Source organism: Spongiactinospora gelatinilytica (assembly GCF_003236385.1).
Lineage (GTDB): Bacteria > Actinomycetota > Actinomycetes > Streptosporangiales > Streptosporangiaceae > Spongiactinospora > Spongiactinospora gelatinilytica.
On record NZ_POUA01000381.1, the window covers coordinates 1 to 7328 of the forward strand.

The following is a 7328-nucleotide window of genomic DNA, read 5'->3' on the forward strand; positions in this document are numbered from 1 at the left end:
GGGGTACGGCGGGCGGGCAGCAAAGCGCCCTCCAGTGGCCGGGATGGCGTACCACGTGCTCCCCGAGGGCCGCGCTGACGCCGAACACCCCGAGCAGCCGCCCGCGCAGCCCCGGGTCGCTCCGCAGCTCGGAAAGGACGCCGGGGTCGCGCTCGGCCAGCCGGTTGAGCGAGGTCAGCGCGAGGTCGGGGTCGGCCACCGCGACCAGGTCGCGAAGCAGATCGGCGTCGTCGGCGGCGGGCGGCCCCAGCTCGGCGAGCAGCCGCCCGGCCCGCGCCGCGTCGGCGAAGCCCAGCCGCGCCAGCTTCCCCGCGGTCGTCTCGATGCGGGGCACCGTCATCACCGTCCCTCTGTCAGCGCACGGGGCGGACTCCGCGGTACGCGAGCCGGCCCGCCCGTCGTCGAAGCCGGGGGGCGCCGCGTCGCCGGGGCGTCGTCGCACAGCGTAAACCTTAGAGGCGTGCGGCGTCCTCAGCGGTTCCGGTGCGTGATCACGCCATCATCGGCGGGAGTCCTGCACTTCTCGCACACCTGACCGGCTCCGGCACAGTCCGGCGAACGCGTGGCCCACCGGCCGCCAGGTCCGGGTCAGCCGGTCCTGCTCCCGCCGTACCTCGGCGTCGAGTTCGCCGGGCGAGCGGCCCGCGTCCGCCAAGGCGTCCGCGGTGGCGCTGGTCCAGCGGGCGAAGATCTCGTGGTCGGCCTCAAGGTGGAACTGCGCCGCCCACGCCGCCTCGCCCAGCCGGTACGCCTGGTGCGGGTAACGCTCGCCGGTCAGCAGCGGCACGGCCCCGGGAGGCGGCACGGTCGTGGCGTCCTGGTGGTACTGCACCGCGACGGCCGGTCCGAGCCCGCCGAACAGCGGGTCCCCGGCCGCCTGCGGGAGCGGGACGAGCGCGGTGAGGCCCACCTCCAGGCCGGCCGCGCCGCGCTCGACGGTCCCGCCGCAGGCGATGGTCATGAGCTGGGCGCCCAGGCAGATGCCCAGGGTGGGCACACCGTCGGCGACGCAGCGCGCGATCAGGTCGCGGGTCGCGGGCAGCCAGGGGCAGACGTCGTCCTCCCAGGCGGACGCGGAGCCGCCGAGGACGATCAGGCCGCCGCCCGCCCGCGCGGGCACCGGCTCACCGACGTACGGCCTGACGACCGTGTGGTCCGCCCCGGCCTCGGTCAGCCAGCCGGCCAGGGGCCCGGCGGGCGCCTCCGCCTGGTGCTCGACAATGGTTATCGCCATATCCCCCATTATTGGGGAAAACGGGCTTTATTGGGAATCTTGGGCGGTTCGCGGGAGGATCCACACCGCCTTGGCCACCGCCACCAGCGTGCCGTCCATCTCGTAGATCGCGCTGTGCGCGGTGAGCTTGCGGCCGTCCCTGCCCGCCGCGCCCGGCAGCGGGGCGCCGACGACCGAGTACGCGCCACCCGGGTAGACCCTGCGGTACACCTGGGCGGTCAGCCGGCCGAGCAGCGCCCGCTCCCCCTCGCGCATGCTCGCCCACCCGCTCACGCAGTCCAGCGCCGCCCACACCACCGGCACGGGCACCACGCCGTCGTCGTCGGTGACGCTCATGGGCACCCGCCAGCCCGCGGCGTGCAGGCCGGCCGTACCGGGCACCGGGCCGGGGAAGATCCGCAGGCCGTCGCCGGGCTCGCGCATCCCGCACACGAAGCACTCGGGGAAGGGGTGCCCGTCCAGCCCGGCGAAGCCCTCCTCGGCCTTGGCCGCCTCGTTGAACGGCACGAACCCCGGCTCAATGAGCGGTTCGGCGACCGGGATGGCCTCGACCAGGCCGGCGCCGTCCTGGCACAGCGTGACGGCGTTGCCGTGGTGGACCAGGGTCAACTCGGTGTCCAGCGGCGTGGGAGCGTGCAAGGTCACCTCGACCGGCGCCTCCTTCGCCGCCTCGCCCAGCGCCCCGGCCACCACCGCGGCGATCCAGCCGCCGTTCGCGGCCGTCTCCGGCCCTCGATAACGGGCCGGTACCGTGACCACCGTCCGCAGTTCGGCCGGTGCCGTCATGTGCTGCCCTCCTACACCTGGTAAAGGTGAATACTTGATCAGGTAATGAACCATTGACTTTATCGAACGTGCGTGGTGCGGGCCGAAAGGGGCCGCCCCTCCGGTCTCCGGGCGGCCGTCAGCGGCCGGGCCGCAGGTGGGTGCGCCGCCCGTCGGGGTCGAAGATGCCGATGACCTCCACCGGCCCGTCGTACGCCCCGAACCCGTGCGGGATCATGGTGGAGAACTCCGCCCCCTGCCCCGGCTCGACCAGAATCCGCCGCTCACCGAGCATCAGCACCAGGACACCCGACAGGATGATGATCCAGTCCTTGCCGGGATGGACCTTCAGTTCCGCGGCGCTCGCCGGGGCCGGCCTGGTGATCCGCATCTTGGCCACGGTGATGCTCGGGTCACGGCTCAGACTCCAGGTGGTGACCCCGCGCTTGGCGTCATGGCGTGGCCTGATCACCACGTCGTCGTCGGAGACGGACTCCACGAGCTGGTCCAGCGTGGTGCCGAGCGCGCGGGCGATCACGGTCAACTGGTCCAGGCCGATCCGCCGGTGGCCGGTCTCGATCCGGCTCAGCGTGGACGGGCTCAGGTAGCAGCGGGCCGCCAGGTCGTCCAGCGACCAGCCCAGCACCGCCCGCAGCCCTCTGATCCGCTTGCGCACCAGGCCGTCCAGATCCTCGCCTTCTTGCTTCATACGCAAGAGCCTATGCTGTCCGCGCAAGACGGACGTAGGGTCGCGGGCATGACGGACCACGCACTTCACCACCACCGGCACCCCGCCCCTCCCTCCTTCGGCCCGGAGAACGGCGACACGGCCCTGCTGCTCGACCTCGACGCGGAGATCTTCCAGGAGCACCTGGCCGAGCTGACCGCCTGGCTCGCAGACCTGACGGAGGGCGCGCCCGTGCGCAGGATCCTCGATGTCGGCAGCGGGACCGGCACCGGCTCCTTCGCCCTGCTGCGGCATTTCGCGGACGCCGAGGTCATCGCCCTGGACAAGGAGCCCCACCTGCTGGCCCACCTGCGCGACAAGGCCCGTGACCTCGGCCGGGCCGACCGGGTGCGCACGGTCGCGGCCGATCTGGACGCGACATGGCCGGCCGTCGGCGAGGTGGATCTCGTGTGGGCGTCGGCGTCCCTGCACCACATGGCCGACCCGGCCCACGCGCTGCGTCAGGCGTACGCCGCCCTGCGGCACGGTGGCCTGCTGGCCGTCGTCGAACGGGACGGCCCTCCGCGCCTGCTGCCCGACGACCTCGGCGTCGGCCGCCCCGGCCTGGAGGCCCGCTGCCGGGCCGCGCTGGATCGGCGGCACAACGAGACGATGCCCTACCGGGGCGCGGACTGGGCGCCGCTCCTCACGGCCGCGGGGTTCGCCGTCGAGGCGTACCGGAAGTTCGAGATCGACCTGCGCGCCCCGCTCCCCGAGTCCACCGGCCGCTACGCCCAGTTGGCCCTGCGCCGCATCCGCACCGGCCTGGCCACCCCGGAGTCGCCCGTCGACACCGATGACCTGTCGGTCCTCGACCTGCTCATCGACGGCGAAGGCTCACAGAGCGTGCTCCACCGCGACGACCTCACCGTGCGTTCGGACCGGGACGTCTGGACGGCCAGAAAGCCGGCCTGAGCGCCCGGGCCATTGGATTGGAATGGTTCATTCCGTTCCGCCACTGTTGGAACAGAATGAACCGTTCCGATCGATGGGAGCCGTCCTTGAACCGCGACGCGATCCGCCCGTTCCGCATCGACATCCCCCCCCCCAGGCCGACATCGACGACCTGCGCGACCGGCTCCGCCGTACCCGCTGGGCCGGTGAGATCCCCGGGCCAGGGCTGGAGCCGGGGCGTCCCCGCGGACTACCTGAGGGACCTCGCGGGCCACTGGGCCGACGGCTTCGACTGGCGGGCACAGGAGGCCGCGCTGAACGAGCTGCCCCAGTTCACCACCGTGATCGACGGGCAGACCCACCACTTCCCGCACGTCCGCTCGCCGGCCCCGCACGCCCGGCCGCTGCTGCTCACCCACGACTGGCCCGGGTCGTTCACGATCTTCACCGAGGTCGTCGAGCCGTCTCCCGCGACTTCCACCTGGTCATCACCAACCTGCCGGGCGTCGGTTTCTCCGGCCCGCTGACCGCGCCCGGCTGGAACACCGGCAGGATCGCGGGCGCGTTCACCGAGTTGATGTCCCGCCTAGGCTACGACCGGTACGGCGTGCAGGGCTCCGGCGGCGGCGCGGCCATCGCCCTGGAGATGGCCCGCCTGGCCCCGGACCGGGTGATCGGCGTCCACGGCAACGGCCACATCACCTTCCCCTCCGGCGACCCCGCCGAACTCGCCGGCCTGACCGGGCCGGAACAGCGGCGGCTGGCCCGGCTGGAGCACTTCCGCCAGGAGATGATGGGCTTCAACGCCGTCCAGTCCACCCGCCCGCAGACCCTCGCCTACGGCCTGCACGACTCCCCGGTGGGCCAGCTCGCCTGGATCGCCGAGAAGTTCAGGGAATGGACCGACCCGGCCGCCGAACTCCCCGAGGACGCGGTCGGCCGCGACGCCCTGCTGACCAACGTCAGCCTCTACTGGTTCACCGGCACCGCGGGCTCATCCGCCAACCTCTACTACGAGACCGCCCACGACCCGGCCGCCTGGCAGCCCCAGGAACGCGGCAGCGTCCCGGCCGGCTTCGCCGTCGCCCTCGGCACCGACGTCACCATCCGCCGCTTCGCGAACGCGACAACGACGTCGTCACCTGGACCGAACTCGACCGCGGCGGCGACTTCCTCCCCCTGGAACGGCCCACCGCCTACGCCGCCGACGTACGAAAGGCCTTCACCGGCCTGACCAGCGCTTACAGCACCGGCAGGTAGCGGCCCAGTTCGTATTCGGTGACCTGGCGGCGGTATTCCTGCCACTCCGAGCGCTTGTTGCGCAAGAAGTAGTCGAAGACGTGCTCTCCGAGCGTCTCGGCGACCAGTTCGCTGCGTTCCATCGCGACGATGGCCTCGTCCAGTGACTGGGGCAGCGGGGCGATGCCGAGGGCGCGTCGTTCGGCGCTGGTGAGGGCCCAGACGTCGTCTTCGGCGCCCGGGGGCATCTCGTAGCCCTCCTCGATGCCCTTCAGCCCGGCGGCCAGGATCACCGCGAACGCCAGGTAGGGGTTGCAGGCCGAGTCGAGGGAGCGGAACTCGATGCGGGTGGACCCGCTCTTGTGCGGCTTGTACATCGGCACGCGCACCAGGGCCGAGCGGTTGTTGTGTCCCCAGCTTATGTAGGAGGGGGCCTCGCCGCCCTGGCCGGCGATGGCCTCGGAGCTGCCCCACAGGCGCTTGTAGGAGTTGACCCACTGGTTGCAGACCGCGGTGATCTCGGCGGCGTGCCGCAGCAGGCCCCCGATGAACGAGCGGCCGATCTTGCTGAGCTGGTACTCGGCGCCCGGCTCGTAGAAGGCGTTGCGGTCGCCCTCGAACAGCGACATGTGGGTGTGCATGCCCGAGCCGGGGTGCTCGGTGAACGGCTTGGGCATGAAGCTCGCCCAGACCCCCTGCTCCAGCGCGACCTCCTTCATCACCAGCCGGAACGTCATGATGTTGTCGGCCGTGGTGAGCGCGTCGGCGTAGCGCAGGTCGATCTCCTGCTGGCCGGGGCCGCCCTCGTGGTGGCTGAACTCCACCGAGATGCCCATCGACTCCAGCATCATGATCGCGTTGCGCCGGAAGTCGTGCCCGGAGCTGTGCGGGGTGTGGTCGAAGTAGCCGCCGTCGTCCATCGGCTGGGGTCGTACGCCGGGCTCCGGCCTGCCGCGCAGCAGGAAGAACTCCACCTCGGGGTGGGTGTAGAAGCTGAAGCCCATGTCGGACGCCTTGGCCAGGGCGCGCTTGAGCACCCAGCGGGGGTCGGCGTGGGAGGGCGAGCCGTCCGGCATCAGGATGTCGCAGAAGATGCGCGCCGCGCCCGGGCTCTCACTGCGCCAGGGCAGGATTTGGAAGGTCGAGGGGTCGGGCTTGGCCAGCATGTCGGACTCGTAGACGCGGGCGAACCCCTCGATGGCCGAGCCGTCGAAGCCGATGCCCTCCGCGAACGCGCCCTCCAGCTCGGCCGGGGCGATGGCCACGGACTTGAGGAACCCCAGCACGTCGCTGAACCACAGCCGGATGAACCGGATGTCGCGCTCTTCCAGGGTGCGAAGAACGAACTCCTGCTGGCGGTCCAAGGCATCTCCTATCGCCGCGGTGCCCGAAAACCCGCTCCGGTCGCTTTCCAGTCTGCCCGCTTCGTGTTTCACACACGTTACGACCAGCGCTTGTAGGGCCGGACGCCCGATGTGCACCAGGTTAGCGGCAAGGATGAGGCTCTAGCCGAATCCGCCGTTTCCGCCTCGCGCCCGGCGGGCGGTGAGCGGGCCGAAACCCCGGACCGCGGCAACCGGCCGTTGATCCGTTGGAGATCGGCTCGGCGTAGCGTGTCGTGACATGCCCGCCACCGGTCCCGGCAGGCAGGTACGCAGGACAACGCTGGTGGAAGTTGCCATATCGGTCACGGCACACCGGCCCTACGCTTACGGCTGAAATGTTGATTTTTCAGGTTCTCGGGCCTTTTCGGGCATCCCATCGTGACTCGGTGCTGGACCTCGGTGGGCGGCGTCAGCGGGCGGTACTCGCCCGGCTCGTCGTCGCCGGGGGCCGCGCCGTACCCGTCGGCACCCTGATCGGCGAACTGTGGCCGGGCGAGCCCCCGGCGCAGGCGCTCGCGACGATCCAGGGCTACGTGTCGCGGCTGCGCCGCGCGCTGGAGCCGGGCCGCGCCCCGCGCGGGGAGGCGGGCGTACTGGTGTCCGCGCCGCCGGGGTACGCGCTGCGGGCCGAGCCGGGGCAGGTCGACTCGTGGCGGTTCGAGGGCCTGGTGAAGTCCCCGGAGCAGACCGGTCCGGCGGGCGAGTGGGAGCTGATGGAGACGGCGCTCGGGCTGTGGCGCGGCCCGGCGCTGGCCGAGTTCGCCGACCTGCCGTGGGCCGCCGCGGAGGCGGCCAGACTGGAGGAGCTGCGCCTGGTCGCGGGCGAACGGCGGGCCGCCGCCGGGGTCGCCATCGGCCGTTCCGCGCCGCTGGTCGCCGACCTTGAGGCGCACGCCGCCGCCCACCCGATGCGCGAGGAGGCGTGGCGGCTGCTGGCCCTGGCGCTGTACCGGGCGGGCCGCCACGGCGACGCGCTGGCCGCCGTCCGCCGGGCGCGCGGCCTGTGGCGCGACGAACTGGGCCTGGACCTGCCCGCCACACTGCGCCGCCTGGAATCCGACATGCTCGCCCAGGCCCCCCACCT

Annotated in this window: 8 protein-coding genes and 1 pseudogene; 4 read left to right on the forward strand and 5 right to left on the reverse strand. The window is 72.2% G+C overall.

Annotated features, from left to right (window positions below):
• The 4 genes and pseudogenes from C1I98_RS32240 to C1I98_RS32255 form a co-directional block, all read right to left on the reverse strand.
• A pseudogene (locus tag C1I98_RS32240) lies at window positions 1-442 on the reverse strand (hypothetical protein); the annotation flags it as partial.
• Window positions 443-499: 57 nt separating this feature from the next.
• Window positions 500-1234 (reverse strand): type 1 glutamine amidotransferase, encoded by a 735-nt coding sequence (locus C1I98_RS32245; RefSeq protein ID WP_111171137.1) that lies wholly within the window; start codon window positions 1232-1234, stop codon window positions 500-502.
• A 27-nt stretch (window positions 1235-1261) separates the two neighbouring features.
• On the reverse strand, window positions 1262-2020 hold the full coding sequence (locus C1I98_RS32250) for a hypothetical protein (protein ID WP_111171133.1): 759 nt from the start codon (window positions 2018-2020) through the stop codon (window positions 1262-1264).
• 118 nt (window positions 2021-2138) lie between these two features.
• Entirely contained in the window at window positions 2139-2708 is a 570-nt protein-coding gene (locus C1I98_RS32255; RefSeq protein ID WP_111171134.1) for a helix-turn-helix domain-containing protein, read from the reverse strand.
• Between the two features lie 48 nt (window positions 2709-2756).
• On the opposite strand from C1I98_RS32255, the gene C1I98_RS32260 reads away from it, so the two are divergent.
• From C1I98_RS32260 to C1I98_RS45425, 3 genes are read left to right on the forward strand one after another with little or no spacing between them, the layout of a single operon-like run.
• The gene (locus C1I98_RS32260; protein ID WP_111171135.1) at window positions 2757-3641 is read left to right on the forward strand and encodes a class I SAM-dependent methyltransferase; all 885 of its coding nucleotides are present in this window, start codon (window positions 2757-2759) and stop codon (window positions 3639-3641) included.
• Between the two features lie 56 nt (window positions 3642-3697).
• On the forward strand, window positions 3698-4147 hold the full coding sequence (locus C1I98_RS45420; RefSeq protein ID WP_368773552.1) for an epoxide hydrolase N-terminal domain-containing protein: 450 nt from the start codon (window positions 3698-3700) through the stop codon (window positions 4145-4147).
• 50 nt (window positions 4148-4197) lie between these two features.
• Window positions 4198-4854 (forward strand): alpha/beta fold hydrolase, encoded by a 657-nt coding sequence (locus C1I98_RS45425; protein WP_306461935.1) that lies wholly within the window; start codon window positions 4198-4200, stop codon window positions 4852-4854.
• A 7-nt stretch (window positions 4855-4861) separates the two neighbouring features.
• Here the strand turns inward: C1I98_RS45425 and glnA2 are convergent, their stop codons facing one another.
• Window positions 4862-6223 (reverse strand): gamma-glutamylpolyamine synthetase GlnA2, encoded by a 1362-nt coding sequence (gene glnA2 / locus C1I98_RS32270; RefSeq protein ID WP_111171136.1) that lies wholly within the window; start codon window positions 6221-6223, stop codon window positions 4862-4864.
• A 407-nt stretch (window positions 6224-6630) separates the two neighbouring features.
• Between glnA2 and C1I98_RS32275 the strand changes: the two genes are divergently transcribed.
• Window positions 6631-7328: AfsR/SARP family transcriptional regulator (locus C1I98_RS32275; protein WP_233508371.1), on the forward strand; the 698-nt coding region annotated here is incomplete at its 3' end.

Bases quoted from the DNA above. Each gene is read 5' to 3' on its own strand.
- C1I98_RS45420 (WP_368773552.1), top strand. From the start codon at position 3,698: ATGAACCGTTCCGATCGATGGGAGCCGTCCTTGAACCGCGACGCGATC.
- C1I98_RS45425 (WP_306461935.1), top strand. From the start codon at position 4,198: ATGTCCCGCCTAGGCTACGACCGGTACGGCGTGCAGGGCTCCGGCGGC.
- C1I98_RS32245 (WP_111171137.1), bottom strand. From the start codon at position 1,234: ATGGCGATAACCATTGTCGAGCACCAGGCGGAGGCGCCCGCCGGGCCC.
- C1I98_RS32255 (WP_111171134.1), bottom strand. From the start codon at position 2,708: ATGAAGCAAGAAGGCGAGGATCTGGACGGCCTGGTGCGCAAGCGGATC.
- C1I98_RS32260 (WP_111171135.1), top strand. From the start codon at position 2,757: ATGACGGACCACGCACTTCACCACCACCGGCACCCCGCCCCTCCCTCC.
- C1I98_RS32250 (WP_111171133.1), bottom strand. From the start codon at position 2,020: ATGACGGCACCGGCCGAACTGCGGACGGTGGTCACGGTACCGGCCCGT.